Annotated in this window: 23 protein-coding genes; 18 read left to right on the forward strand and 5 right to left on the reverse strand. The window is 41.9% G+C overall.

Annotation, left to right across the window (positions count from 1 at the left end):
- The first annotated feature begins 31 nt into the window (after positions 1-31).
- From IGJ42_RS04005 to IGJ42_RS04020, 4 genes are all read left to right on the forward strand, one after another.
- A complete protein-coding gene (locus tag IGJ42_RS04005) occupies positions 32-838 on the forward strand; it encodes an MBL fold metallo-hydrolase (protein WP_005231151.1) in 807 nt (268 codons plus the stop codon).
- A 42-nt stretch (positions 839-880) separates the two neighbouring features.
- A complete protein-coding gene (locus tag IGJ42_RS04010) occupies positions 881-1,618 on the forward strand; it encodes a MurR/RpiR family transcriptional regulator (protein ID WP_008377233.1) in 738 nt (245 codons plus the stop codon).
- Positions 1,619-1,773: 155 nt separating this feature from the next.
- Positions 1,774-3,066 (forward strand): PTS sugar transporter subunit IIC, encoded by a 1,293-nt coding sequence (locus tag IGJ42_RS04015; protein WP_005237388.1) that lies wholly within the window; start codon positions 1,774-1,776, stop codon positions 3,064-3,066.
- A 25-nt stretch (positions 3,067-3,091) separates the two neighbouring features.
- Positions 3,092-4,522, forward strand: a complete 1,431-nt coding sequence (locus IGJ42_RS04020) for a 6-phospho-beta-glucosidase (RefSeq protein WP_008377237.1) — start codon at positions 3,092-3,094, stop codon at positions 4,520-4,522.
- Positions 4,523-4,565: 43 nt separating this feature from the next.
- Here the strand turns inward: IGJ42_RS04020 and IGJ42_RS04025 are convergent, their stop codons facing one another.
- Entirely contained in the window at positions 4,566-5,210 is a 645-nt protein-coding gene (locus IGJ42_RS04025; RefSeq protein ID WP_008377239.1) for a CPBP family intramembrane glutamic endopeptidase, read from the reverse strand.
- A 217-nt stretch (positions 5,211-5,427) separates the two neighbouring features.
- Here IGJ42_RS04025 and groES point away from each other — a divergent pair, with 217 nt between their 5' ends.
- Both groES and groL read left to right on the forward strand, forming a co-directional pair.
- Positions 5,428-5,712 (forward strand): co-chaperone GroES, encoded by a 285-nt coding sequence (gene groES / locus IGJ42_RS04030; RefSeq protein WP_005225291.1) that lies wholly within the window; start codon positions 5,428-5,430, stop codon positions 5,710-5,712.
- Between the two features lie 32 nt (positions 5,713-5,744).
- A complete protein-coding gene (gene groL / locus IGJ42_RS04035; RefSeq protein ID WP_005237384.1) occupies positions 5,745-7,373 on the forward strand; it encodes a chaperonin GroEL in 1,629 nt (542 codons plus the stop codon).
- A gap of 204 nt (positions 7,374-7,577) precedes the next feature.
- Here the strand turns inward: groL and IGJ42_RS04040 are convergent, their stop codons facing one another.
- Positions 7,578-7,775, reverse strand: a complete 198-nt coding sequence (locus IGJ42_RS04040; protein WP_086332099.1) for a hypothetical protein — start codon at positions 7,773-7,775, stop codon at positions 7,578-7,580.
- A 400-nt stretch (positions 7,776-8,175) separates the two neighbouring features.
- Between IGJ42_RS04040 and IGJ42_RS04045 the strand changes: the two genes are divergently transcribed.
- The 3 genes from IGJ42_RS04045 to IGJ42_RS04055 all read left to right on the forward strand — a co-directional run bounded on the left by IGJ42_RS04045 (position 8,176) and on the right by IGJ42_RS04055 (position 10,846).
- Positions 8,176-8,922, forward strand: coding sequence for a YcjF family protein (locus tag IGJ42_RS04045; protein ID WP_016613772.1), 747 nt, complete (start codon positions 8,176-8,178; stop codon positions 8,920-8,922).
- A 98-nt stretch (positions 8,923-9,020) separates the two neighbouring features.
- The gene (locus IGJ42_RS04050; RefSeq protein WP_430615971.1) at positions 9,021-9,527 is read left to right on the forward strand and encodes a hypothetical protein; all 507 of its coding nucleotides are present in this window, start codon (positions 9,021-9,023) and stop codon (positions 9,525-9,527) included.
- A complete protein-coding gene (locus tag IGJ42_RS04055; RefSeq protein WP_008377250.1) occupies positions 9,527-10,846 on the forward strand; it encodes a glycosyltransferase family 2 protein in 1,320 nt (439 codons plus the stop codon). The genes IGJ42_RS04050 and IGJ42_RS04055 overlap by 1 nt, the downstream gene beginning before the upstream one ends.
- Before the next feature lie 64 nt (positions 10,847-10,910).
- Here IGJ42_RS04055 and IGJ42_RS04060 read toward each other — a convergent pair whose 3' ends face one another.
- Positions 10,911-11,609 (reverse strand): GntR family transcriptional regulator, encoded by a 699-nt coding sequence (locus IGJ42_RS04060; protein WP_034868333.1) that lies wholly within the window; start codon positions 11,607-11,609, stop codon positions 10,911-10,913.
- Between the two features lie 199 nt (positions 11,610-11,808).
- On the opposite strand from IGJ42_RS04060, the gene IGJ42_RS04065 reads away from it, so the two are divergent.
- The 4 genes from IGJ42_RS04065 (at position 11,809) to IGJ42_RS04080 (ending at position 15,490) form a co-directional block, all read left to right on the forward strand.
- Positions 11,809-13,188, forward strand: a complete 1,380-nt coding sequence (locus IGJ42_RS04065; protein WP_008377252.1) for a glycoside hydrolase family 1 protein — start codon at positions 11,809-11,811, stop codon at positions 13,186-13,188.
- A gap of 12 nt (positions 13,189-13,200) precedes the next feature.
- Positions 13,201-14,514 carry a PTS sugar transporter subunit IIC gene (locus IGJ42_RS04070; protein ID WP_429961147.1) on the forward strand — a complete coding sequence of 438 codons (1,314 nt, stop codon included), beginning with the start codon at positions 13,201-13,203 and terminating at the stop codon, positions 14,512-14,514.
- A 146-nt stretch (positions 14,515-14,660) separates the two neighbouring features.
- Positions 14,661-14,960 (forward strand): MazG-like family protein, encoded by a 300-nt coding sequence (locus IGJ42_RS04075; RefSeq protein ID WP_005237365.1) that lies wholly within the window; start codon positions 14,661-14,663, stop codon positions 14,958-14,960.
- A 71-nt stretch (positions 14,961-15,031) separates the two neighbouring features.
- Positions 15,032-15,490, forward strand: coding sequence for a GNAT family N-acetyltransferase (locus IGJ42_RS04080; protein WP_422705367.1), 459 nt, complete (start codon positions 15,032-15,034; stop codon positions 15,488-15,490).
- 345 nt (positions 15,491-15,835) lie between these two features.
- On the opposite strand, the gene IGJ42_RS04085 is transcribed toward IGJ42_RS04080, so the two are convergent.
- Positions 15,836-15,991, reverse strand: coding sequence for a hypothetical protein (locus tag IGJ42_RS04085; RefSeq protein WP_176256976.1), 156 nt, complete (start codon positions 15,989-15,991; stop codon positions 15,836-15,838).
- A gap of 612 nt (positions 15,992-16,603) precedes the next feature.
- Between IGJ42_RS04085 and IGJ42_RS04090 the strand changes: the two genes are divergently transcribed.
- Together IGJ42_RS04090 and IGJ42_RS04095 are read left to right on the forward strand one after the other, a co-directional pair.
- Positions 16,604-18,247: an SH3 domain-containing protein gene (locus IGJ42_RS04090; RefSeq protein ID WP_086332104.1), complete on the forward strand. Its 1,644-nt coding sequence runs from the start codon at positions 16,604-16,606 to the stop codon at positions 18,245-18,247.
- A 244-nt stretch (positions 18,248-18,491) separates the two neighbouring features.
- The gene (locus IGJ42_RS04095) at positions 18,492-20,264 is read left to right on the forward strand and encodes an oleate hydratase (RefSeq protein ID WP_086332105.1); all 1,773 of its coding nucleotides are present in this window, start codon (positions 18,492-18,494) and stop codon (positions 20,262-20,264) included.
- Positions 20,265-20,351: 87 nt separating this feature from the next.
- Here IGJ42_RS04095 and IGJ42_RS04100 read toward each other — a convergent pair whose 3' ends face one another.
- Positions 20,352-21,140: a MerR family transcriptional regulator gene (locus IGJ42_RS04100; protein WP_005237356.1), complete on the reverse strand. Its 789-nt coding sequence runs from the start codon at positions 21,138-21,140 to the stop codon at positions 20,352-20,354.
- A gap of 73 nt (positions 21,141-21,213) precedes the next feature.
- On the opposite strand from IGJ42_RS04100, the gene IGJ42_RS04105 reads away from it, so the two are divergent.
- The 3 genes from IGJ42_RS04105 (at position 21,214) to IGJ42_RS04115 (ending at position 23,889) form a co-directional block, all read left to right on the forward strand.
- Positions 21,214-21,837, forward strand: a complete 624-nt coding sequence (locus IGJ42_RS04105) for a GNAT family N-acetyltransferase (protein ID WP_086332106.1) — start codon at positions 21,214-21,216, stop codon at positions 21,835-21,837.
- Between the two features lie 156 nt (positions 21,838-21,993).
- Positions 21,994-22,833 (forward strand): Cof-type HAD-IIB family hydrolase, encoded by an 840-nt coding sequence (locus IGJ42_RS04110; RefSeq protein WP_005237353.1) that lies wholly within the window; start codon positions 21,994-21,996, stop codon positions 22,831-22,833.
- 108 nt (positions 22,834-22,941) lie between these two features.
- Positions 22,942-23,889 carry a hypothetical protein gene (locus tag IGJ42_RS04115; RefSeq protein ID WP_005237351.1) on the forward strand — a complete coding sequence of 316 codons (948 nt, stop codon included), beginning with the start codon at positions 22,942-22,944 and terminating at the stop codon, positions 23,887-23,889.
- Positions 23,890-23,912 lie beyond the last annotated feature (23 nt).

Below are 23,912 nucleotides of genomic sequence, written 5' to 3' on the forward strand. Positions count from 1 at the left end.
TGAAACAACCAGAGAGGAAGTCACGTAAACCATGATGAAGGAAAATGCCTTTCAAGTAAGTATTCTAGCCAGCGGAAGCTCAGGGAATTCGCTCTATATCGAAAGCAATAAAAAGCGGATCTTAGTGGATGCCGGTTTGAGCGGCAAGAAGATCACTTCATTATTGGATGAAGTAGGGCGCAAACCAGAAGACTTGGATGCCATTCTTGTGACCCACGAACATCGGGACCACATCCACGGTGTTGGAGTACTGGCACGAAAATACAAACTTGATGTCTATGCGAATACAAAAACATGGCAAGCGATGGATCCAATGATCGGTAACGTCGCTGTCGAGCAAAAACATATCTTTGAAATGGGAAAAGTGCTGACCTTGGGTGACTTGGACATTGAAAGCTTTGGCGTCTCTCACGATGCTGCAGCGCCGCAATTTTATCGTTTCCATAAAGACGGCAAATCATTCGTGATGTTGACGGATACCGGTTATTGCAGCGATCATGTGCGAGGCATCATCAAAGGCGCCGATGCATACCTTGTAGAAAGCAACCATGACCTAGAAATGTTGCGAATGGGTCCTTATCCATGGAGTCTCAAGCAGCGGATTCTTGGAGATCGCGGTCACTTATCGAATGAAGATGGCGCACTTGTCATGACGGATATCTTGACCGACAACACCAAACGGGTCTATCTTGGTCATTTAAGTAAAGAAAACAACCTGAAAGAGTTGGCGCACTTAACGATGGTCAACACCATGAAAGAACATGATCTAGGTGTTGGAGAAACGTTTGAAGTCTATGATACCGATCCTGACAAAGCGACGGAATTATTTGCGATCTAATCGATCATCAGAGCGATGAATTTGTTGGGTGGAGGCAGTGGGATGTTTGATGAAGAAAAAATCAAGACTTTGAACGAGCTTGAAATGGCAGTTTATAAATACATTGTCCAGCATTTTGAAGAGATCGATCAGCTGACGATTCGCGAATTGTCAGCTGCATGCCACGTCTCAACGTCGACGATTTTACGATGTATCACGAAATTGGGCTATCGAGGATATTCAGAGTTAAAGTATGCAATCTGTCAAAAAAAGGAACAAGACGCACGAGCGTTTGATCTTTTCTATGATGCAACGATTCAAGTCAATACATTCTTAAAAAAAGTCAATAATGAAGATTACCGTAAGTTTATCCAGCCGGCAGTAGAATTGATTCTTTCCGCACGCCATGTGGCGTTTTCCGGTATCGGCACAAGCGGCATTCTGGGCACCTATGGCAGTCGCTATTTTGCCAACTTAGGCATTAATGCTTATAGCATCGTTGATCCCTTTTTGCCAGTACCGTCTCGTGGAATGGAAAATACGTTAGCAATCATTTTATCGGTGTCGGGTGAAACCATTCAAATGATCAAGCAAACGGAAGACTTCAAACGCTATGGAGCAAAAGTACTCAGCATCACCAATGATGAAAAATCGACGATCGCCCAAATGGCAGACTACAATATATCGTATTATATGCCCGTCGTAAGTGGCGGAAAAGAAGTCGATTTGAACCTGACAACGCAAGTCCCGGTGATTACACTGATCGAACTTTTAGCCCATCAAGTCTACAAGCAAATCTAAGCGATCGTAAAAAAACAGCTTCGGCTGTTTTTTTTGTTGGAACATGTTTCATAACTTAGAAAAGCTATAGGCAAGGGGAATATTATCCATTAAGATTTATTTGTAAGCGAATTCACTGGCCGGTGGATGGAATTTTATTTTAGGAGTGATGTGAGATGAACGAATGGATCAATGAGAAATTATTACCCCCAATATTAAAATTTGTTAATACGAAAGCAATCACTGCATTAAGAAACGGTATGCTTTATACGATGCCCTTTTCAATCGTAGGATCGATTTTCCTGCTATTAGCAAACTTTCCCGTCCAGTCGATTGCGGATTGGGTAACGAATAGTGGCTTAGGTGAATACTTCAACCAAGCCTATGGCGCCTCTTTTGCAATTATGGCTTTTTTCGCCGTAATGGGTATCGCCTATTCGTATGTAAAAGCAGAAGGTTACGAAGGACTCCCTGCAGGAATGATTGGTTTAGTTATTTTCTTATTAACTATGGAGTCAAGTGTAACGGATGCTGAAGCAAATGTGACCATCGCAAATGTCATTGATAAAACATGGACTGGTGGACAAGGCATGATCAGTGCCATCTTAGTAGGGCTTTTTGTGGGTTGGGGCTATACTTGGTTCTTAAAACGCGACATCCGGATCAAACTGCCAGAACAAGTACCGACCAATGTTGCAAACTCATTTACAGCGTTGATTCCGGCAGCTGTTTTGACGACCATCGCATTAGGCATTTATGTTTTCTTTGATAAAGTCTTTCAGACAACCGTGGTCGAATGGATCTACACCGTGATTCAAAGTCCGATGCAAGGTGTGACGGATTCTCTTGGCGGTGCAATGATGCTAGGCTTCTTAGTACCATTCTTGTGGTTCTTCGGGGTTCATGGTTCGACGATCGTGGGCGGCATCATGGGGCCGATTTTACAAGCCAATTCATTAGCAAATACGGCTATTCTTGAATCTGGTAAAGCATTGACATTGGAAAATGGGGGACACATCGTGACCCAACAGTTTTTAGATCAATTTATGACGGTAACTGGCGCAGGAATGACGATTGGCATCGTGCTATATATGGTGGCTTTTGCCCGTTCAGCGCAGTTCAAACAATTAGGACGTCTCTCCTTGATCCCAGCATTCTTTAATATCAATGAACCAATTATTTTTGCGACACCGATCGTCATGAATCCGATCATGGTATTACCATTTATTTTGACACCGATGGTTTCAGGCGTGATCACGTATTTTGCACTTTATACCGGTATCGTACCGTTATTTACTGCTGTGCAAGTTCCGTGGACGACCCCACCGATCATTTCAGGATTTCTAGTAGGGGGCATCCGGACCGCTATTTTACAATTTGTTGTTTTAGCAATCGGCTTCTTTATTTACTATCCTTTCATTCGTAAGGTCGATAGTTTGAACTATAAACAAGAAACAGAGATCGTTTAATACCAAGGAAGCAGGTTGAAAAGAAATGAATAAACTTAGAAACGATTTTTTATGGGGTGGCGCAGTCGCTGCTCATCAATTGGAAGGCGGCTATCGTTCGGGCGGAAAAGGCGTGAGTGTCGCTGATGTCATGACTGTAGGAGGCAACGGAATTCCTCGCCGAATCACGGAAGGTATCCAACCGGGCGAAAGTTATCCCAATCATGAAGCGATCGATTTTTATCATCGGTATCCTGAAGACATCAAGCTTTTTGCCGAATTAGGGTTGAAGTGCTTCCGAACATCGATTGCCTGGACCCGTATTTTTCCAAAAGGTGATGAACGCGAGCCAAATGAGGAAGGCTTGGCCTTTTATGATCAATTATTCGATGAGTGTTTACGCTATGGCATTGAGCCGGTTATTACCCTTTCTCACTTTGAAATGCCCTATCATTTAGTTACCGAATACGGAGGTTGGCGTAACCGTAAGTTGATCGATTTGTTTGTCCGCTTTGCAGAAGTTTGTTTTACGCGCTATCAAAAGAAAGTGAAGTATTGGATGACTTTCAATGAAATCAACAATCAAGCAAACTACAAAGAAGATTTTGCGCCGTTTACCAATTCCGGTCTGTTCTTTACCGAAGGAGAAGACCGAGAAAAAATCATGTACCAAGCAGCCCATTACGAACTCGTTGCTAGTGCGAAAGTGGTGGCGCTAGGGCATGCAATCAATCCTGCGTTTCAAATCGGATCGATGATCGCGATGTGTCCAATCTATCCGTATTCTTGCAATCCCAAAGACATGATGGCAGCCACGGTGGCCATGCAGCGCCGCTATTGTTTTTCAGATGTGCATGCCCGTGGACACTATCCGAGATATATGCGCAGCTATTTTGAGAGAAAACAATTTGATTTAGATATCACCCCTGAAGATGAAGCAATTTTGGCAAACGGCTGTGTTGACTACATCGGCTTTAGTTACTATATGTCTTTTGCGATCAAAGGTAAGGAAAATGATCCAACCTATGACTATGATGAGAGCCAAGATCTGGTGGATAATCCCTATGTTGATGCTTCCGAATGGGGCTGGCAGATTGATCCCGTGGGCTTACGCTACGCCATGAATTGGTTCAACGAACGCTACGAATTGCCGCTCTTCATTGTAGAAAATGGCTTTGGTGCCGTAGATACAGTGGAAGAGGATGGACAGATCCATGATGACTACCGTATTGATTACCTGAAAGCCCATATCGAAATGATGAAAGAAGCAGTAGCTTATGATGGCGTCGACTTATTGGGTTATACACCGTGGGGCATCATTGACTTGGTTTCTGCTGGTACAGGGGAAATGAAGAAACGCTATGGTGTGATCTATGTGGACAAAGACAATGAAGGAAATGGGACCCTTGATCGTCGGAAGAAAGATTCATTTGCATGGTATCAGCAAGTGATTGCGTCCAATGGCATGAAGGTATAAAGAAAAAAACGTTACGCAAAATTTCTGCGTAGCGTTTTTTTCTTTAGGGCATTTGGATATAGCCGTAATGAAGCAACAACTGAATAATAATAACTAAAGTGTTCATTCCCACATGGGTAATCATGGAAGTCCAAATGCTGCCGGTCAAGGCATAAAGCCCAGAAAAGAACAGTCCTAAGAAAATATAGACTAAGAGATGATTGTCATTATGGGCAAAGGCAAAGGCTACAGCGCTGACCACTACACCGACCCAAACATTGCTGTATTTCCCAATGATGCCAACTAAGGCTCTGCGGAAGACAAATTCTTCCATAATTGGTCCACCAACCATTGCCGCGAGGGCGAACAGTGGGTTTTGCAGCACAATAGCAATGATATTTTCGGTATTTTGCGAAGCACTGACTTCACCGAAAAGCGATTCGATAAAAATGGCTAGATTTTGCAACAAGATCGCTGCAATAATACCTGTCAGTCCATAAATAAGAATCGATGAAATTTTTGATCTTTTGTGTTCAAACGATAACGGTTCCGTTTGTTTGAAATACAAGAAAAACATGATCGCAGCACCAACTAAATAACCAATCGTTGTTGCGGCCACTTGATGTCCGCTAGGGATGAAGGCGATCGGTAGAAAAAAGACGATGCCGTAAGTAAGAATCGTGGACAAAGAATATTTTGATAAAGACATAGTTGTTTCCTCACACTCCTTTGCTTCATTATAGACTAGGTTGCTTCTAGAAACAAAAAATCCTACTATTTTTATCAATCAAATAGAAATGCAAAAAAAATTTAGCAAAAGGCTTGCAAAAATTTGGGAAAATGAGTAATATTGAAACTGTAAGTTAGCACTCGATACAAGAGAGTGCTAATACTAAATTCTATAACATTCATTGGAGGGATTTATCGTGTTAAGACCATTAGGTGATCGTGTGATTATCGAAGTCGCAAAAGAAGAAGAAAAAACTGTAGGCGGAATCGTGCTTGCATCAGCAGCAAAAGAAAAACCACAAACGGGTACCGTTATTGCAGTCGGCGAAGGACGCACGCTCGAAAACGGTGAAAAAGCTCCTGTTGCTGTCAACGTTGGCGAACAAGTAATGTTTGAAAAATACGCTGGCACAGAAGTGAAATATGAAGGAACAGAATATTTGATCGTTGCTGCAAAAGATATCATTGCAGTAGTAGAATAAGAAAAATAAAAAATACTTGAGGTGATGAAATCATGGCAAAAGAAATCAAATTTGCAGAAGACGCACGCGCAGCAATGCTTCGTGGGGTAGATAAATTAGCAGATACAGTAAAAGTAACCTTAGGTCCTAAAGGTCGTAACGTGGTTTTAGAAAAATCTTACGGTTCACCATTGATTACAAATGACGGTGTAACGATCGCTAAAGAAATCGAATTAGAAGATCATTTTGAAAACATGGGCGCAAAACTTGTTTCTGAAGTCGCTTCAAAAACAAACGATATCGCTGGTGACGGAACAACGACTGCTACGTTATTGACACAAGCAATCGTTCGTGAAGGATTGAAAAATGTCACCGCTGGTGCGAACCCATTAGGTATTCGTCGTGGGATCGAAATGGCAACAAAAGTGGCTGTAGAAGAGCTACACAACATTTCATCAATCGTTGATTCAAAAGAAGCAATCGCACAAGTTGGTGCTGTTTCTTCTGGTAGTGAAAAAGTTGGTCAATACATCGCTGATGCAATGGAAAAAGTCGGCAATGACGGTGTTATCACTATTGAAGAATCAAAAGGGATCGAAACAGAATTAGATGTTGTGGAAGGAATGCAATTTGATCGTGGGTACTTATCACAATACATGGTAACTGACAACGATAAAATGGAAGCAGCGTTAGAAAATCCATACATCTTGATCACTGACAAAAAAATCTCTAACATCCAAGATATCTTGCCATTGTTAGAACAAATCTTACAACAATCAAAACCATTATTGATCATCGCTGATGACGTTGATGGCGAAGCATTACCAACACTTGTCTTGAACAAAATCCGTGGAACATTCAACGTTGTTGCAGTGAAAGCACCAGGATTTGGTGACCGTCGTAAAGCAATGCTAGAAGACATTGCGATCTTAACTGGTGGTACAGTGATCACTGAAGACTTAGGTCTTGAGTTGAAAGATGCAACCATCGATAACTTAGGTCAAGCAAGCAAAGTGGTTGTGGATAAAGACAACACAACGATCGTTGAAGGTGCTGGTGAAAAAGAAGCAATTGACGCACGCGTTCAATTGATCAAAAACCAAATCGCTGATACAACTTCTGACTTTGACCGTGAAAAACTACAAGAACGCTTAGCAAAACTTGCTGGTGGAGTTGCAGTGATCAAAGTTGGGGCACCAACTGAGACTGAATTGAAAGAATTGAAATTACGTATTGAAGATGCATTGAATGCAACACGTGCCGCTGTTGAAGAAGGCATGGTCTCAGGTGGGGGAACTGCCTTAGTCAATGTCATCAACAAAGTTGCAGAAATCGAAACAGATGGCGATGCAGCTACAGGTGTCAAAATCGTGTTACGTGCATTAGAAGAACCAGTTCGTCAAATTGCTGAAAACGCAGGCTACGAAGGTTCAGTCATCATCGACAAATTGAAAAACGCTGACTTAGGCGTTGGTTTCAATGCAGCAACTGGCGAATGGGTAAACATGCTAGAAGCTGGGATCGTTGACCCAACGAAAGTGACGCGTTCTGCATTACAAAACGCAGCTTCTGTTGCCGCATTATTGTTAACAACTGAAGCAGTCGTTGCCGACAAACCAGAACCAGCAGCGCCAGCAGCTCCTGCAATGGACCCATCAATGGGTATGGGCGGCATGATGTAAGCAAGCCTTGAGAACTCCTCTTTTGAGGGGTTCTTTTTTTGTGCGATCAAAAAATACTTCAACACAGAAAAAGAAAAAACCTTTCTTCTTAGTATTCTAAGCACCAAAGAATTGGTTCATTGCTTGAATCAAAGGAGAAAGGATTGGTAGGTATGAGCTATCTATTTGTCTTGTAAAGGCAGCGAGTTTTGTAAGGAACGTCAATCACAACCGTTCCCAAAATCCCTGCGCAAAACCAGTAATAAATTCGTAGAGAACCGGCAGTATCACCGAAACACATAAGACGACAAAGACCATTTTCTGAACATCTGTTAATTGTTTGAGGAAATGGTTTTTTGTGAATAATAAATACGCGATACAGATAACGGCAAGCAGCTGCAATAGATCAAATAAAATGGACAAGAAAATCACCTTTTCTGATTAGATTGAATGGACGATAGAATGATAGATTCTCTCAACATAGAGCAAAGGGTTGAATGATATGGTTCTGAGAAAACGTGAAGATCAACGTTTATAAAGAAACGGTATTTCGACGCCAAAGAATGCGAAGATCCCGCTTAAAAGAAAGTAAGTCAATAAGCCTAGATAAAAAAGGACTTTCCAATTCAATTTCTTTTTCATTCGATCCACTCCTTTTGGGTATCATAGCATAAAAAAACGATAATATAAATAAATAATCTAAAGATGCAAATTTGCATTTTTAAGCAAGTGTAAGCTCTCTCAAGCTACATTTTCGCTATCTTGAAAAACCTGAGCTAAAATAGAAAGAGGAACAAAATCATGGCTCACTTTGATTTTTTTAATGAACAACGAGTCGAAAGAAGGAGACATTTCTTTGAAAAAACCATGGATAAAACGCAAAAAGAAACAAAACGAAAATGAATTATTAACGGAACAGTCCGTTCAAGTCGAGCAAAGTCAAACGGGAGAGGAGCTGCAAGAAGAAGCGGAGTTTACTTCTTTTTTTGCGGATGTCATGATGCGAATGCCGAAAAAATCGGCTGCCCTTGTGATGAAAGGTTATGACGGATCAAAAGCCCAAGCGGAAAAAGTGTTAGCGAAAAGCAAGGATCAATTTGATCAGGTGTTTGAGGAGTTTTTGGTTGGCGTAGATGATGAAACACGAAAAAAAGCCCACCGCACGATCCATGCGGCTTCTTTGACGGCGGCGATCATCGGCTGTTCACCGATTCCCTTTTCAGATGCAGTGTTACTTGTGCCAGTTCAGATGACAATGATGGCCCGTTTGTATCGTATTTTTGGGCGAACATGGCGCGAAGGGTTAGCGAAAAGTATCTCGAAAGAGCTAGTCGTTGTGAGTTTTGGTCGCAGTGCCGTTGGCAATATCTTGAAATTTGTCCCAGCAGTCGGCACCGTTGCTGGAGCTGCAATCAATGCCAGTGTGGCTAGCGGTATTACCGAAGCATTAGGCTGGGTGACTGTCAAGATGCTGAATGATGGGGAAGATGTGTTTGAGCAAGTGATGTCCTTTAAAGGCCAATTTCACACGCTGTTCAATGCGTTGAAAGTTGGCAAGAAATCCAAGTAGGTCAAAAAGAAGAACGAAGCAGGTCCATCAAAAGACGACTTGCTTTTGTTGCTTCTTTTTCTTCACAGCAAAAAAATACTTTTTAAGGAGTGAGTAAAATGAAACAACGAGTGACACGGGAAGAAGTCAAAGAACGGTTGGTCACCGATGCGTATTTTCAAAAAGGTCGTTCTGCTTTGAAGACCCGCCAAACGATTTTGACGATTCTTGCTTGGCTGATGGTCTTGGGTCCTTTTGTCTGGCTGGCCATCCCGCTGACTTTACCGAATCTGGCGGATCGGATCGCCTTTCGGACATATCTTGAAGAAGCAGTGACTTTTGATTTTTTGGCGTTGTTCTTAGGAATTTCGTTTTTGGTCTTGGTTCTGACGTTTACTTTATTGACCTTGAGGAACAACCGCCGCTTCAAACGATTGTTGCAAAAGCAATCGATGCATGACGAAGTTGCCTTAGAAAAACGTAAAGAAGTATTAGAAGCTTTTTACGAAGAACGCTTCGGAACCAAAGAAGAGCGTCACGCTGCCAAGTACTATGCCGTTGCTCCTGAGCAAAACATTGGAGAAACGGAGATCCAAGAACTTTTCCGTAGAAATGGGGTGGGCTGATGGTTGTCAATTTTGATACTGGGTTTCCGTGGTTGGATACATTTTTAACGGTCGTTTTAATGATTCTGTTCACGTATCCGATATTAGGAGGTTTTGCTTGGTTCATCGGGGTGATCTGCAATCGTTTTTTGTTCCGCTATCGTCAATTAGAGTGGATACCAATCCCCGAAGAGATCGAGCCGATGATCACCATTATGGTACCGGCTCACAATGAAGAAGTCGTAATTGAAGACACGATTCATTACTTAATGAACAATCTAAACTACAGCAACTATGAGGTGTTGGTGACGGATGATGGCTCAACGGATCAAACTCCTGTGATACTAGATCGATTGATGGAACAGTACCCGAATCTAAGGGTTTTGCGCATCGAAAAAAACCAAGGGAAAGCCCATGCTTTTAATATTGGTGTAGGGTTTGCTAAAGGGGAATTGATTTTGAGCAACGACGCAGATACGGTCCCTGAACCTGATGCATTGTGGAAATATGTCAATTATTTCATCCGCCAAGATTCCATCAATATCTCTGCTATTACGGCGAATATGGACGTTCAAAATCGCACAACCATCGTCGGAAAGTCACAAACTGTTGAGTTTTCAAGTATCGTAGGAATTATCAAACGAACCCAGCAAGCCGTTTTCGGCGTCATCTATGCCTATAGCGGTGCCAACACGATGTATCGTAGAGCTGCATTGATGGATGTTGGTCTTTTTCGACAAAATCGTGCCACGGAAGATATCAGTATTGCCTGGGACCATCAATTCCATGGTTGGTTGTCCTTATTTGCGTCACGAGTGATGTTTTTCATGGAGGTACCAGAAACCCTCAAGATGCTCTATCGGCAACGGAAACGTTGGGCGAAAGGCGGGACGGAAGTGTGGTTGACCAATTTTAAAAAAGTTTTCTTACACCCTTTTGAAAATATCGGACGAACCGCCATGTTTGTGGATCAGTCCTTAAGTATTATCTGGTCATTCTTTTTCTGGTTGTCTTCGGCTTTGTTTGTTTTTTATCTGATTTATTATGGGGCAACTGGGAATTACGAGCGGATCTACCATATGTTTACGATGGCCTTTCTCTTCGTGTGTTTTGAGATGATTGCAGGGGTCATGCAGCTATTTACCAGCCTTTTGGCGGATGACAACCGCAGCAAGCTGAAGTATTTCCGCTTTGCCCCTTTTTACATGCTGTTTTACTGGATGATTAATGCCATAACGATCGTCACTACCTTTATTCCAGCCGTCAAAACCATCCTTGGCTACGGTAGCGGCGTTTGGGTCAGTCCCGAGCGAACGGCGAAAAAAACCGAAGAATCTTAACGAGTTCACCTTTCCTAGACAATAAAAACAAGTCTGAGTTTTCTTCAGGCTTGTTTTTTTGCCATTAAGGTTCAGAAAGATAGTAAATCTCACGATTTTGGTAAGGATAACGAGTTTGCGAAAATTCGAAGGGCCGCCCGTCGGAGAGACGAGCAACTTGTTCTAATTCTAAGATCGGATCATTGGGATCGACTTCTAAATATTTGATATCATAGGAATCTGCTTTGTCGGCACGGATTTTACGTATGGCGGGACCTATTTTGAGGTGTAAGGAATCAGTGATATATCGATAGATCGAGTGTTCAAGGATCGCCATATCAATATCGGGAATGGTTTTGATGGGCATGATCGTGTACTCTAATTCAAAGGGTTCGTTATCAACATAGCGCAGTCTTACGATATCATAAACAGGTTCGTTTTCTCGCAAGGACAAGTAATCCATTTCGTTGGCTTCTGGGAAGCGAACATTGAAACTAATGATTTTACTTTGCACTTTATGCCGCCCGCCATATCGGTTGACTAAACCGATATACTCATTGATCTGTCCTTGGTAGGTTGCTGAATTGACATAGGTGCCATGACCTCTTTTGGTGGAAATCAGGCCTTCTTGCTTCAGTTGATTTAGCGCTTTTTGGATCGTCATTCGCGAGGTTTGAAATCGTTTGGCTAACGCAGTTTGTTCCGGTAATTTTGATAAAGCTGGAAAAACACCTTCATAAATGTTCGTCCGCAACTGATCAACGATCTCTTTGTATTTTGTCATAGTCATCACTCCTTATGTAAAGTAATTCATGGACTTGAGTTTTGTTTGAAGGGGATAAAAACAAGGTATATCATTAAAGAATCAACTGAAATTCATATGTACAGAAAAAGCTTTACATGTGTTCTCGAAAAATTTACATGCCGATTTCACCTAATTATAATAGGTTTTGTAAGCGAATACAAATGATGGAGGAATCAATATGACGACATTTTATTGGGGAAACAGTGTCAGCAGTATGCAGACAGAAGGTGGATGGAATGAAGGTGGTAAAAGCTTATCCGTTTATGATATACGGGAAGCTTCGGAACAGGCTAGCGATTGGCATGTAGCAAATGATAACTATCATGCGTATACAGAAGATTTTGATTATATGAAAGATTTGGGGATGAACATGTATCGTTTTCAAATTTCTTGGTCAAGGGTCGTTCACGATGGAGATGGTGCCTTTAATGAAGAAGGGATCGCCTATTACGATCGTTTTATTGATGATCTGTTAGCTCGAGGAATCGAACCTATGATTTGTTTGTACCATTTTGATATGCCCCTACATCTGGCGAAAACCTATAACGGTTTCATCAGTAAAGAAGTGAAGGACGCATTCATTCGCTTTGGAAAAGAAATGGTGGATCGTTTTGCGGATAAAGTCCATTATTGGTTAACCTTTAACGAACAAAATCTTTTCCACCAAGATCATGGTTTTAAGATCAGCGGCTATTTAGAAGGGGAAGAAACAACAGAAGAATTGTATCAAATTTTCCACAATGTCATGGTTTGCCATGCAGAGATCTGTAACTATCTTCATGAAACAACAAATGCGAAGATTGGCGGCATGCTGGCGTATTCTGAAGCGTATCCAGCGACTTGTCGTCCACAAGACATCAAAGCAGCAAGAGAGTTTGATGAATTTGCGAATTTTACTTTATTAGATTGCTATGCGCACGGCAAGTATTCGGCAGCACAAGACCGATACGTGAAAAATCATCAACTCAATATGAATATTTTACCTGGGGAATTAGAAGCGATCGCAGCGCAGAAAAATGATTACATTGCCTTTAGCTATTATGCTTCTTCTACCTTGAACGCTGAAAAAATCCCTGAAGGAACGCCGCCAAATCGGTACATGACTTTTGGAAAACAAGACAATCCGTATATTGAAACGACGGAATGGAATTGGCAAATTGATCCGCTCGGCTTCCGTGATGTCTTAAATAAAGTCTATCAGCGGTACCGCTTGCCAGTGTTTCCGATTGAAAACGGAATTGGTGTCAGAGAGCATTGGAATGGCAACGAACCGATTCAAGATGATTACCGGATTGCCTACCATCAAGAGCATATTCGAGCGATGTTTGCAGCGATGGTGGAAGATGGAGTGGTCTGTCTTGGTTATCTTGGCTGGGGGCTGATCGACATTTTGAGCTCTCAAGGTGATATGGAGAAACGATACGGACTTGTGTATGTCAATCGTGGCAACCATGAGTTGCGAGATATGAAACGTGTGCCGAAAAAATCGTATGAATGGTTCAAAGAAGTGATCAAAACGAATGGTAGTACGATCTATACAAACCCATATGCAGAATAGGAGGAACAGAAAATGGCAGCAGAAAAGCGCACGTTTTTAGATAAATTTACAGAGTTTTCGGTCCGTCTCGGCAATCAGGTTCATCTCAAAAGTCTTCGTGATGCGTTTGCGACCTTAATGCCTGCCTTTATTATCGCGGGGATCGCTGTGTTGTTTAATAATGTCTTCTTTCCGTGGTTCTTAGAAGGGGCTGCCTTGGCGCGAATACAAGTGTTTGGCAATTCCATCACCAATGGAACATTGAATATCGCCGGTTTGCTGATTGCTCCGATGATCGCCTACTTTCTTTGTCGCAACAAAAATAATCCAAGCGCTATCAATGCAACTTTTGTGGCAACGACTTGCTTAGTGGTCATGTTGGCGATGGCTCATGCCGTGATGCCAGAAGGCGCTCAAGCAGAAGTAACCATCAGTGGTGTGATGCTGTTTGACGATGTCGGGACCAAAGGGATGTTTTCTGGCATCATTTGTGGGTTAGTTGCCACGGAATTATTTATTCGACTGTCAGAAAACAAGCACTTAAAAATCAATTTAGGGGATCAAGTTCCTCCTGCCGTCAGCAAATCCTTCAGCACGTTGATCCCTGCTATTTTAGTGATTTCTTTCTTTGCCTTAGTTGCGACCGTGCTAGCAGCCTTTGATACCGATCTGATTCAAATCATTTCCACAGTGATCCAAGAACCACTGCGTTTATTGAACACATCGATTTTTGGGTTCTTGATCATCTATTCAACGGGCAACTTTCTGTTTACTTTAGGCATTCACCAAACCGTCATCAATGGCACCTTATTAGATCCATTGCTGTTAGTCAATATGAATGAAAACATGCAAGCCGTGCAAGAAGGCGCTACGCCACCCAATATCTTAAATTCAGCATTCGTGACGGTTTTCGCACAACTAGGCGGGACTGGATTTACGATCAGCTTGATCATTGCAGTGCTCTTATTCGTCCGCAATTACCAACCTTTTCGGGATGTCGTCAATCTATCCCTAGCTCCGGGTATTTTTAATATCAATGAGCCAATCATCTTTGGTTTACCGATCGTCTTCAATTTACCCATGATCATTCCCTTCGTTGCAAGTCCAATTGTGGCGACGTTGATTGGCTACTTTGCTACCGCAGTAGGATTCATTGAGCCACTTTCTGTGATGGTTCCTTGGACGACACCACCAATTCTTAGTGCATTGTTGGCATCAAAAGGGGATTTTAAAGTTGTTTTGGTTCAAGTGATCATCATCGTCGTCTGTGTAGCAATCTATTTTCCATTTTTAAAAATCGCTCAACGGGTTGCAATCAAATCTGCTGAATTGGAGCGGGCAGAATAAAAAAAGGGAATCCTATATTATAGTGACCTACAAAAGTTAGATCAAAATTCTAACGTTTTGGGGTCACTATTTTTTGAGGTGATTTTTTTACTAAGTTTCTATTTTGAATTTTAATTAAATGGTATACTATCCCAAAAGGAGCGACTATGAAACTATCAGAAATGCAAAAAGCGATTTATCAAAACAAGATTGATCACCAATTCAATGTCACCAATATTGAAAAAGAGTTTTTGGCTTTATATGGTGAAATAGGGGAGGCCTTTGATGCCTATCGGAAGCAACAAGAGGTAGGAGAAGAATTGGCGGATGTGGCGATTTATCTTCTTGGGTTAGCAGAAATCCTTTCCATTGATCTTGAAGCAGAGATTCATAAAAAAATGGCCGTCAACCAAAAGCGCCGTTATATCAGTTATGGCAATGGCTATGCAAAACGAATCGATGATTGATACACGCACAAAAATTAGTGGATTCTTCGAGTATAGGCTCGACCGAAATAGAAAGGGAAGCAGGAGATAGGATGGAAAAGAACGTAAGCATGCGTGAATTAACAACGGCAGATTTAGCAGAAGTCGTGGACCACTATATTGCTGTATTTTCAGCAGAACCATGGAATGACCAATTGACAGTGCCGCAAATCACCGACTATGTATCATCAATGATGGCAATGAATACTTTTATTGGTTATCGACTAACAAACCGAGCATCGAATGAATTGATTGGTCTTTCATTAGGCTTTATCAAGCCCTGGTATCAAGGAAAAGAGTATGTGGTCGACACCTTTTTAATTACAGGCAAGCACCAAGGAAAGGGCTTGGGTTCCACTTTCTTAGAAATGATCAAAGAGGATCTGCTCAAGAAAGAGATTCCAACGATCCTGTTAGATACCGAAGAAAGTATGCCCGCAGCGGATTTTTACAAAAAGAATGGCTTTAAACCGTTACCAGATAATGTGAGCTATTATTTATCTCTAGATTAATTCAAGCATGTCAATAACTAAAAAGTCTGCAAAAAAATCGCAGGCTTTTTAGTTATGCACAGTTTCAACAGGTTTATCCACAATATATTGTAGGAACGTGTTTTCGCCTACTAAATATTGTGTTTAAGACCCGTTGGAATAAGAAACTGTCGCTTCTTTTGAGGAAGAGTTTCCCTTTATTGCATTGATGGTAGTCATTCGGTGATTTTCAAGGTGAATTGACAATGGTTGAGATAGAAAGTATCATAGCCTGCTTTTTTTTCGATTACAATAAAGACGAGACTCGCCACCCTTCGGCGAAGCCTCGTCTTTTTACAGATCAACAAAAAAAGAAAACGCAGGATTCTACGCTTTCTTTTTCTGTTCTTCTTTTTTCTGTTCTTCTTTTTTCTTGTCTGTGGTCGGTACGGAATCTAGGGCTTTTTTGAAAATCTCTTCTTTTTTCGTTTTGTAGTTATGTTGTCGTTCAGCATAAACTTTTTCTTTCGTCTTTGTTTTCATACTCGGTCACCTCTTCCTTTTTTTTAGTATAGCATAATTTCACAAACTTGTGCAAATTCTTGGTTTTCTCCTTGGTATTATAAACTTTCGTATGAAATACATTGTGAAAATATTTCTTTCGGTAGAAGTGAGGGACTTCTCTATCAAAAAATTCGTATCCAGTTGGAAGCGATGTAACAGGATTTCATCATAGCGTCGATCACACTGGTAAAAGAAGCATTCTTTTTGAAAAAACTTTTTTCACAGAACCCCGTGTGTAAAAAAGGAATGATAAATGGGTGATTTTAGTATCGATTTTTGAAAAAGGGGATCAGGAAAGAAATGTTATTCAAATAACAGTCTTGATTTTCAAAAAGTGGGTTTGTTTGTAAAAAAAATCCTGTTTTTATTCGCGAATTAAAATAACGTTGAATGAAATAGCATTTTTTTGTTGTTTATAGAAATCTTTGTAAATATAGTGCCAACGGTCAGCGTCAAAGCGAAAGTGATTAAAAAGAATAACGCAGGAAAATAAATGACACGTTTTATTAAACGCAAATTAAAAAAATACAAAACGAAAACAATATCAAAAAATATTAATTTTTGTTAAAATGGGGTACAGGGGGTGTTTTATTGGAATCTCGGAAAATCAAACGGAAGCGTTTAGTGAAACAAAAACGGTCCCTTTTCGTACAAAAAGGATTGGGTATCACAGCAGCGTTAGCATCAACATCAGGTGTCTTTACGTCTCTTGCTCATGCGACCGAAACGACGAACGCTTCGTCATCAACCAACACAACTGCTACTCTTGCCAGATCGTCAGCTGAAACGGCGATCAATCGACAATTTAAAACAACAGCTTCACTGAATGTTCGTTCAAATGCTTCAACAAGTGCCTCTATCGTAAGTGGTGTAAGAGCAAATACAACAATCACTGCGGTGGCTCAAAAGAACGGTACCTCAGTGAATGGCAATACAATATGGTATAAGCTATCAACAGGCGGCTGGATCTCAGGGGCTTATGTGAAGAGCACCTCAGGCTCTTCTTCTGCCAATACAGGCTCGTCCAATTCGTCGTCTTCTTCATCGGAAAAAGCAATTTCGAAATCAGTGAAAACGACTACTGCATTGAACGTCCGTTCAAATGCAACGACAAGTTCTAGTGTCGTACGCGGTTTGAGCAGTAATGCGACAGTACAGGTCGTTGCACAAAAGAGTGGGACATCGGTGAATGGCACGACCACTTGGTACAAATTGTCCACAGGCGGTTGGATCACGGCAGCCTATGTCAAAGATGTTTCCAGTAGCTCCACAGGCAATAGTTCTTCTGGCGGCAATACAAGTGTTTCTGCAGAAACGGCTATCACCAAGAACGTGAAAACAACAGCGGCATTAAATGTTCGTTCGAGTGCGTCAACAAGCGGCAGTGTCGTTGGCAGCCTAAGCAACAGCACGACGGTGAAGGTCGTTGCCCAGAAAAATGGCACATCCGTTGGCGGCACCAATGTTTGGTACAAAGTATCGACTGGTGGCTGGATCACAGCGGCATATGTGCGTGACGTCACGTCTAGTTCTGGAAATACAAGTAATAACAATAATTCAAACACAGGTTCAAACAATACTGGTTCATCAAACGGCTCAAGCAATGCGAGTGAGCAAGCCATCAATAAGACGTTCCAAACAACCACTGGGATGAATGTGCGCTCAAATGCATCGACTTCTGCAAGTGTGGTCAGCAGTTTGGGCAGTAATGCGACCTTCAAAGCAGTGGCTCAAAAACAAGGCACGTCAGTCAATGGCAATACCACTTGGTATAAGTTATCAACTGGTGGCTGGGTATCTGCAGCATATGTCAAAGAAGTCAGTGCGACGACTCCTGGCAACAATAACAACGCAGGCAATACTAATGTTCCGATGAGCGTGAACGGAGCAGCGATCGTTGCAGAAGCTAGAAAACATATCGGCACTCCTTATCAATGGGGAGGCAAAGGACCAGATGTATTCGACTGTTCTGGGTTTACACGCTACGTCTTCTTAAAAGTGACGGGCAAAAACATCGGTGATTGGACAGTCCCACAAGAAAGCGCAGGGACGATCATTCCTGTCTCGCAAGCACAAGCTGGCGACTTGCTGTTCTGGGGTCAAAAAGGGAATACCTACCATGTAGCGATCGCTACAAGTAATACAAGCTATATCCATGCGCCAAGCACGGGTTATACAGTCACCGAAGCACAATCAGGCTTTTCGACTGCTAGCTTCGCTCTACGCGTGAAATAAATATTTTATTGAAAAGGCAAAGGGTTTGTCCTTTGTTAGAAACGCCCCTAAGAAAGCTGCAATCAGTTTTCTTAGGGGCGCTTTTTGTGCTGGGCGCAGATCTTCTAAAAGGTGGGACTTTGCCCTTGTTTTTTTGACAAAAAGGCCGATTTGTCAAAATCACTTGATTTTACTAGTACAAATTTTTGTCAAAAAAAATAGTTACTGATACCATAAAAACGTACCAATATTAGGAGGGATCTACATGAGATATACGAACGGAAATTACGAAGCTTTTGCAAGAAGCAGAAAACCGAAAGATGTCGAAAAGAAAGAAGCCTATATTGTTGGTGGGGGATTAGCAGGACTTGCTGCGGCAGTCTTCTTGATCCGTGACGGCCATATGGCGGGTGAGAAAATCCACGTCCTTGAAGAACTTTCTTTATCAGGCGGTTCATTAGACGGAAAATTCATTCCCCATGATGGATTTGTGACCCGCGGCGGTCGAGAAATGGAAAATCATTTTGAGTGTCTGTGGGATCTATTTCGCTCAATTCCGTCTTTGGAGGTGGAAGATGCTTCGGTGTTAGATGAGTTTTACTGGTTGGATCACGATGATCCAAATTCGTCTAACTGTCGGATCATCCACAATCGCGGCCAACGAGCAGCAGATGATGGAGAATTTACCTTGTCTGCTACAGCACAAAAAGAATTGACTCAATTATTTATGACTTCAGAAGATCAATTGATCGGAAAAAAAATCGAAGATGTTTTTGGCGAAGAATTCTTTGAATCCAATTTTTGGCTATACTGGTGTACGATGTTCGCCTTTGAAAAATGGCATTCGGCGATTGAAATGCGACGCTATGTGTTGCGTTTTGTGCATCATATCGATGGCTTGCCTGATTTTACCGCGTTAAAATTTACCCGTTACAACCAATATGAGTCATTGGTCAAACCACTACTTGCTTATTTGGAAGAACAAGGAGTCGACTTCCAATATGAATGCACAGTCAGCAATATCGATGTTCGGATCGTGGGCGAGGAAAAAGTTGCTCAAAAACTTGTGCTAGAAAAAGCGGGGGCAATCGAAGAAATTCCTTTGTCAGAAGATGACTTGGTCTTTGTTACCAACGGATCGATCACTGAAAGTTCCACGCAAGGGGACCATTATACTCCAGCGCCTATCTCAAAAGCACCTGGTGGTAGCTGGCGTTTATGGAAAAACTTGGCGGCGCAATCGCCTGAGTTTGGTCATCCAGAAGTCTTTTATGAAAACTTACCTGAAGAAAGCTGGTTTGTTTCGGCAACTGTCACTTGGCAAAATTTTGATGTTGAACCTTATTTAGAAAAATTGACCCATCGCAAGTTGCGAACAGGCAGAATCGTCACTGGCGGGATCGTCACCATCAAAGATTCCAATTGGATGATGAGCTTTGCGACCCATCGCCAACCGCACTTTAAAGAACAAAAAGACCAACAAACGATCACATGGGTGTATGGATTGTTGTCAAATACGCCAGGAAACTACATCAAAAAACCAATTGAACAATGTTCGGGACAAGAAATCGTGCAAGAACTGCTTTACCATTTAGGCGTGCCGGAAGCAGAAATCCAACGCATTTCAAAAGAATCAAGTGTGGCAGTTCCGGTTTACATGCCGTTTATCACTTCCTACTTCATGCTGCGTGAGCCAGGGGATCGGCCATTGGTTATTCCAAATGGCTCCAAAAATTTAGCTTTTATCGGTAATTTCGCAGAGACTGAAAGAGACACTGTTTTTACAACAGAGTATTCCGTTCGGACTGCAATGGAGGCTGTTTATCAGCTATTAGATGTGGAACGCGGGGTACCAGAAGTGTTTGCTTCCGCTTATGATCTGCGTACCTTGGCCAAAGCTGTCTATTATCTGACCGATAAGAAAAAAATCACGGAAATGGAGCTACCATTTATCGAACGGAAACTATTGGAAGGATTCGTTAAGAAAACCGAACATACCTACATTGGCGATCTGTTGAAAGAAAACCATTTGATTTAATTAAAACACAACGACGGCGAGGCGAAAGAAACTGCTCGTGGTCGTTGCGTTTTTTCATTTACTTTTTAGTGTTGTTTAGACGAATCCTTATTCCTCAGATAAAATCCGTACTTGGATCTCTGTCAAATAAGCTTGCTCGTTGCTAAGGGTCGTTTCATGGATCGATCGTTCATAGAAGTAGTCATCGATTTGCCATTGGTGCGCTGCAATCAGCTGCTTGAGTTTTTGATAGAACTGCTTCAATCCTTCGTCATCCCCCTGATAAATGGTGGTTAAATAGCAACCTGCTGGTTTCACGAAGGAAGCTCGTTGTGGTTCTTCTTGCCGCACATAAACGTAGTCGATGTCCTGCGTATTGTCTTTGTTCGTCCGAATCATAAAACCGTATTCGTTATTCGAGAAAAGATAAGGCTGTGCCATCAAAAGGTCGTAGGCTTGGGTGATCATCTCTGGGATGCTGCTGCCGTTTAATCTAGGACTAAGGGAGAAATACTCCTCTGGCTGTTCCTTCAAGGTGAAGGGGGAAGTTTTTTCTGCAGCCAGACGCAAGTCCGCTGCTTTTCGTTCGATGATTTTTTGGATGTTGGACAACTGCTGAATTTTTTCATCGATGGTTTGCCGCTTGGCTTCCAATAAGTTTCTCATGGTCTCGGCATCCCCCTGCAACGCTGTTTGAATCTCTTTTAAGGGCATCGATAATTCTTTCAATGACAGGATCAATCCGAGATCCAAAAGTTGATCAAGGGAATAATACCGGTACCCGTTCTCGTCTTTGCTGTTTGGTTGAAATAGCCCAATCTCGTCATAATAGTGGAGTGTCCGAGGATTGATTCGCGCTAAGCGTGCCATTTCCGATACTTTTAATTTGGTTTTCATGGCGCTCCTCCTTGACTTTACAGTTACTGTAAACTTTATACTAAAGATAGTCAACTACTGGGAGGAAGATAGAATGAATAAACAAGTAACATATCGACCATTTAAACGAGAAGATCTGCCTGCGCTTGTGCAAGTAATTATTGATAGCTGGAACTACGACAAGCAATTTGACCAGAAGACCGCCAAACACTTTGCTCATGTCTTTTTGTGTTATGAACTTGCCCGTGCTACCTATTCACGTGTGGCTCTTTTAAATGGTGAAGCTGTCGGTATCTTATTAGCAGACAGTAAAAGAGGGAAGAAGCTTCATCCAATGCGCTATTGGGGGAAAACGATGTGGCATGCTGGCTGCTTAATGATTTCTAATCAAGGGAGAAACACGCTGCTGCATTATGCCAAAGAGGTGGCTGAGTTAAATCAAGCGATGTTGAAAGACTTACAAATTCCTTTTCAGACCGAAGTTGGTTTGTTTGCCGTTAGTCCCAAAACACAAGGATTGGGTGTAGGCAAGCAACTCTTTACTTCCTTCTTAGCGATGGTCCAGCATGATAAAACAGCTCCGTTTTTCCTTTATACCGATACCACTTGTAATTACGGTTTTTATGAGCATATGGGCTTGAAGCGGGCAGCTGCTGTGAAACGCTGGATCAAAAAGCCGATCAAGAAGGAAATCGAGTTTTATATCTATACTTCCTAAGAGTGCAGCGATGTACTCTTTTTTTCATTGGCTAGTATGGTAAACTGGAAGCAAAGAAGGACAAGAAAGCTGTTTTAGTTTTATGGAAACGGCGCTTGTTTTGGTCGAAAGCGATGGATCAATTCGCTTTCGTAAAAAGGATGGGAATGGGGAAGGATGGTTTATTTGGAAAAAAAGCAGATTGGGTTTATTTTAAGTGATATCGATGGGACGATCTTGGATCATAAACATCAAATCGATCCGGTTTTGATTGAAGAAATCAAACGGTTGAAGCAGCAAGCGATTCCTTTTGTTTTGGCTTCCGCTCGCTCCCCGAAAGGAATGCTACCGATAGCTGAAGAATTAGAGATAGAAGACTGGCCCTTGGCTTGCTACAACGGTGCCCTGATTGGACGGTACGATCATACGGGTACGCTTGTACCAATATTTAGTCATGAGGTCAAAAAAGCAGAAGCAAAGACTTTGGTTGCTCGCATCAAAGCTGATTTTCCTGCCGTTTCCATCAATGTCTACTCTGGTGATCAGTGGTATTGCGAAAGAGTGGATCAGTGGGCACAGGCAGAAGCGGCGATTACCAAAGAGACCCCTTTGGAAACTTCATTGGAACAACTGTTGGCACAAGAAGCTTTTGAGGTACATAAGTTTCTTTTGATCGGCACAACGGCAGAAATCCAAGCGCTTCATGCTGCCTGCCAGAACGCTGACTTTTTAGAAAGCGCCTTTTATTTATCCAAAGAGAATTATTTGGAAGTCACTCATCAAGCTGTGGGAAAAGATAAGGCGCTAAATGAATTAGCGGCCTATTTCCAAGTGCCGCTGGCGCAAACCTTAGCGATCGGCGATAATTTTAATGACCTGCCAATGATTGCTTCAGCCGGTATCGGTGTTGCGATGGAGAATGCGCCCGATTTGGTCAAAGCAAAAGCTGATTTTGTGACGGCTAGCAATACAGACCATGGGGTTGCTGATGCATTGCGGCGATTTGTCACAGAATAAATAAAAAAACTAGGTTTTTTGAACAAATTGATTGACTTTCATTTCTACTCTCCTTAAACTTTTAGCTATACCTAAAAAGGTAAGTGTTTGTTGGAAAGAAGGAGAAAAATGAATAAGAAGATCGAGAAGACATTGACCAAATTTGCCGAGCCGTTGGGGCTCTCAGTTGATACTTCCACCGGGGTGATTTATGGAACGTATCATAGTTATAAACTTTTTTTAGTTCAAGAGAATAACAATAGTTATTCTCTTGTGGCTCATTTTTCCCTTAGCAAAGAGGGGGAACTTCCGAACCAAGAAGAAGTCAAAGAAGTTTTAAGTGAGTCAAAAGAGATCACCGACTGTGTGATCCAAGGATATCAAGTTGCCTATACATTACGCGGAGCGATGACTGCAGGGAAAACTGTGGACAAGATCCGTACTGCGTTGGACCAATTGACGAATTTCTTGAAGACGAAAGCTTACCAAAATGCTTGTACCTTCTGCGGAACGATCACTGAGCCGGTTTCGCTGTATGCTATTAGCGGCACTCCCGTCATTGCGTGTGAAGCTTGCTTTAAGAAACAACAAGAAGCGGTCCTTGCACAAGAACGGGAAAAAGGGCAGAAAAAAGAAAATTGGCTAGCTGGAACAGTGGGCGCGTTTCTTGGTTCACTGATTGGTGCCGGCGCAATTATTTTATTAGGACAACTGGGATATGTAGCTGCATTGTCTGGAATCGCAATGGCGATCTGTGCCATCAAAGGGTATGAATTATTAGGTGGAAAACTCAGTACAAAAGGTATTATTAGTAGTATCATCGTCATGATCATTATGGTCTATGTCGGGAATCGTATCGACTGGTCGATCAGTGTAGCGAATTATTACACAGACGTTGATGTCTTCTACGCTTTCCGTATTTTACCTGATTTGATTCGTGAAGGGTATTTGGAAGCGAGTCAATATTACGGGAACTTAGGTCTGGTCTATCTCTTTACGGCGATTGGGGCTATTCCAACTATTATCGCTGCGGTACGAGAGGGGAAAGTGACGCGTCAAAGCTATAAAATGGAGTAATCCACTTTTCTATCCAAAGATAA

Origin of the sequence: Enterococcus sp. DIV1067f (assembly GCF_050543505.1) — a bacterium.
Lineage (GTDB): Bacteria > Bacillota > Bacilli > Lactobacillales > Enterococcaceae > Enterococcus_D > Enterococcus_D entomosocium.

Bases quoted from the DNA above. Each gene is read 5' to 3' on its own strand.
- IGJ42_RS04085 (WP_176256976.1), bottom strand. From the start codon at position 15,991: ATGAAAACAAAGACGAAAGAAAAAGTTTATGCTGAACGACAACATAAC.
- IGJ42_RS04025 (WP_008377239.1), bottom strand. From the start codon at position 5,210: ATGTCTTTATCAAAATATTCTTTGTCCACGATTCTTACTTACGGCATC.
- IGJ42_RS04015 (WP_005237388.1), top strand. From the start codon at position 1,774: ATGAACGAATGGATCAATGAGAAATTATTACCCCCAATATTAAAATTT.
- IGJ42_RS04020 (WP_008377237.1), top strand. From the start codon at position 3,092: ATGAATAAACTTAGAAACGATTTTTTATGGGGTGGCGCAGTCGCTGCT.
- IGJ42_RS04045 (WP_016613772.1), top strand. From the start codon at position 8,176: ATGAACAACGAGTCGAAAGAAGGAGACATTTCTTTGAAAAAACCATGG.
- IGJ42_RS04010 (WP_008377233.1), top strand. From the start codon at position 881: ATGTTTGATGAAGAAAAAATCAAGACTTTGAACGAGCTTGAAATGGCA.
- IGJ42_RS04070 (WP_429961147.1), top strand. From the start codon at position 13,201: ATGGCAGCAGAAAAGCGCACGTTTTTAGATAAATTTACAGAGTTTTCG.
- IGJ42_RS04100 (WP_005237356.1), bottom strand. From the start codon at position 21,140: ATGAAAACCAAATTAAAAGTATCGGAAATGGCACGCTTAGCGCGAATC.
- IGJ42_RS04110 (WP_005237353.1), top strand. From the start codon at position 21,994: ATGGTTTATTTGGAAAAAAAGCAGATTGGGTTTATTTTAAGTGATATC.
- IGJ42_RS04005 (WP_005231151.1), top strand. From the start codon at position 32: ATGATGAAGGAAAATGCCTTTCAAGTAAGTATTCTAGCCAGCGGAAGC.
- IGJ42_RS04105 (WP_086332106.1), top strand. From the start codon at position 21,214: ATGAATAAACAAGTAACATATCGACCATTTAAACGAGAAGATCTGCCT.
- IGJ42_RS04115 (WP_005237351.1), top strand. From the start codon at position 22,942: ATGAATAAGAAGATCGAGAAGACATTGACCAAATTTGCCGAGCCGTTG.
- IGJ42_RS04055 (WP_008377250.1), top strand. From the start codon at position 9,527: ATGGTTGTCAATTTTGATACTGGGTTTCCGTGGTTGGATACATTTTTA.
- IGJ42_RS04075 (WP_005237365.1), top strand. From the start codon at position 14,661: ATGAAACTATCAGAAATGCAAAAAGCGATTTATCAAAACAAGATTGAT.
- IGJ42_RS04080 (WP_422705367.1), top strand. From the start codon at position 15,032: ATGGAAAAGAACGTAAGCATGCGTGAATTAACAACGGCAGATTTAGCA.
- IGJ42_RS04060 (WP_034868333.1), bottom strand. From the start codon at position 11,609: ATGACAAAATACAAAGAGATCGTTGATCAGTTGCGGACGAACATTTAT.
- IGJ42_RS04065 (WP_008377252.1), top strand. From the start codon at position 11,809: ATGACGACATTTTATTGGGGAAACAGTGTCAGCAGTATGCAGACAGAA.
- groL (WP_005237384.1), top strand. From the start codon at position 5,745: ATGGCAAAAGAAATCAAATTTGCAGAAGACGCACGCGCAGCAATGCTT.
- IGJ42_RS04095 (WP_086332105.1), top strand. From the start codon at position 18,492: ATGAGATATACGAACGGAAATTACGAAGCTTTTGCAAGAAGCAGAAAA.
- IGJ42_RS04050 (WP_430615971.1), top strand. From the start codon at position 9,021: ATGAAACAACGAGTGACACGGGAAGAAGTCAAAGAACGGTTGGTCACC.